1 protein-coding gene and 1 pseudogene are annotated in these 2,308 nt (G+C 70.8%); both read right to left on the bottom strand.

Features of this window, described 5'->3' with window-relative positions; all coding sequences use genetic code 11:
* On the bottom strand, positions 1-314 hold a 314-nt coding region (locus tag RIF68_RS34705), incomplete at its 3' end, for an SUKH-3 domain-containing protein (protein WP_309055492.1).
* 50 nt (positions 315-364) lie between these two features.
* Positions 365-2,110 (bottom strand): annotated as a pseudogene (locus tag RIF68_RS34710) (YwqJ-related putative deaminase); the annotation flags it as partial.
* Positions 2,111-2,308 lie beyond the last annotated feature (198 nt).

A 2,308-nucleotide genomic window follows, 5' to 3' on the forward strand; every position in this document is an offset into this window, starting at 1 on the left:
CCGACCGGGAAGAGCCGCACGCCGAGGTTGCGGCTCAGCTCCGCCATGTCCTCGAAGGTGTGCCCCCAGTAGGGCACGGGCGTGAACTCCATGTAGGCGTCCCGCTGGGCGTCGTGCACCACGCGCAGCCCGGCGTGCTCGTCGAGGAAGTCGGTCGCGGCGGCGAACGGCTCCACCGGGAACCCGCGCTTGCGGCTCTCCTCGACGACGGCCGTCACGAACGCCGCGGCCGACTCGCCGGCCTGCCGGCCGGGGAACCAGCCGTTCTCGGCGAACCAGGCGTCGACGTCCGCGGGGACATGGAGATGGGGCATGGGGGCTCCTAACCTGCGTAGGCGTTGATGCCGGTGATGTCGAGTGCGATCGCGCACGAGGGGCACGGCTCTTTGTAGTCGTTGTGCTGGAGGAGGCCGCGCCTGTCCCGCCCGATCTGCACGCTGTACATCTGCGCGCCCGCCATCGCCTCCCGTACCTTGTCGATCGTGGTGAGGGACGTGCCGGACGGGTCGAGCTGGCGGAGCCGGTCCGACAGGAGCATCGCCTCCGCGCACTTGCCGTGGCCCGCGCCGGGCCTGGTGCCCTGGGAGTCGTGGATGGCCTTCACCTCGTCGTAGACCTGCTGGGCGCCGGGATGCAGGTCGGGCTTGTCCTTGCCCTCGTACTGGGTCGCGCTGGTGTGGCTCGTCACGACGCCGTCGTGGAGCAGCCCGCCGGAACAGCTGTTGTCCTTGAGGAGGTGCTCACCGACCGGGAACCGCGTCTTGGCCAGGTCGATCTGGTGCTTGGGGTCGTCCGGGTTGTCGGGGTCGGCCCTGCGTGCCTTGTCCGCCAGGTCGCGGGCCTCCTGGACCAGCGCCTCGCGCTGCTGCTCGGGGGTCAGGTGGCTGACGTCGAGCGGGTCCGTGCGGTGGTGGCGCATCGTGCCGGCGGAGCTGCCGTGCCAGGGCGGGGCGGGGGTGATGCGCTTGCCGCCGGGGTTGTCGCCGGAGCCGCTGCCGTTGCCGCCTCCGCCGGGAGGGTTGCCGTTCCCGCCGCCGCCTCCGCCGCCCTTGCCGCCGTCGTTGTCGTGGTCGCCCTTGCGCTGCCGGGCGAACCGGTCGCGCAGCGCGTCGTCGGTGTTCTTGTGGTCGACCGAGATCTGCTTGACGGCCTTGGGGAGGGTCTGGCCGAGGTGGTCGCCCATGGTCTTCGCGGCCTTGGTCAGCGCTTCCAGCGCCTTGTCGGCGACCGGGTCGATCGCGTCCGCGATCGAGTCACGCCCGCGCGTCCGCCCGTGCGCCGTCTTCGCCTTCGTCAGCTTGCCGGCCGTCCTGCCGTGGATGTTCACGCTCACGCCGTTGAGCTGCGTGGAGGCGTGGGTGTGCTCGGCGTGCTCGATGTGCAGGTCCTTCAGGCCGCTGCCCTTGCCACCGCCACCGCCACCGCCGCCTCCGGCGGAGGCGAGGTTCATCGCCTCCTTGCCCGACTGGACGCCCTCCTTGAAGCCGTCCTTGCCGGCGTCCGTCGTCCGGTCCAGGTCCACGCCGTCCTGCAGGCCGATCGCCACCGCGCCGAGCTGGACGACGAGGTCGGCCGCCATGCCCTCCAGGGCCGCCACCGCCGGCTCGGTCATGGCCGCCACGATGTAGCCGACGGCCTCCTCCACGCACTCCTTGATCAGCCGCTTGATGACCTCCTGCGTGGCGCGCATCGCCCCGGCGCCGATCAGCGCGGACAGGCCGCCGGTGACCGGGATGAGCGAGAGCGCGATCCCGGCCTCGGCGGCGAGGTAGCCGAGCTGGACGAGCGCGGCGAGCTTCATGCCCTCGATGGCCCCGGCCGCCGTGTCGAGCGCCCCCGCGATGGTGCGCGCGGCACCGGAGATGTCCTTGATGTGCTTGCTCTTGACCTTGGACCAGTGCTCGTCGAGCGCGTCCAGCGACTCGCCCTGGCCCGAGGAGAGCAGCCGCTCGAAGTGGTTGTTCGCGAGCTGGCCGTCGTCCTCCAGGTCCTCCGCGAACTCCCGGAGGGCGACCGCCATCTCGCGGTAGGCGTCCTCATCCACATTCGGCCAGGCGACACCGATCAGATCGAGAAGGGTGTCCGCCCAGTCCGGAACCGTGACCGCCACGTTCCATTCCCCCGTTACGACCGACTGTTTGCAAAGCTGAACAGTCCTACCACACCCGTGCGCAGGTCGGACCGCCCGGGAGCGCCCACGAGGGCCCATCGAGCGGAATCGGCCATCACCTCCCTCGCCGGGCAGTTTTCGGTCATTGTTCGCCGACCGTCTGGCGCGGTACCCGAGGACCACTTGAATGGCCTCACG

Origin of the sequence: Streptomyces sp. (assembly GCF_031178505.1) — a bacterium.
GTDB classification, from domain to species: domain Bacteria; phylum Actinomycetota; class Actinomycetes; order Streptomycetales; family Streptomycetaceae; genus Streptomyces; species Streptomyces gulbargensis.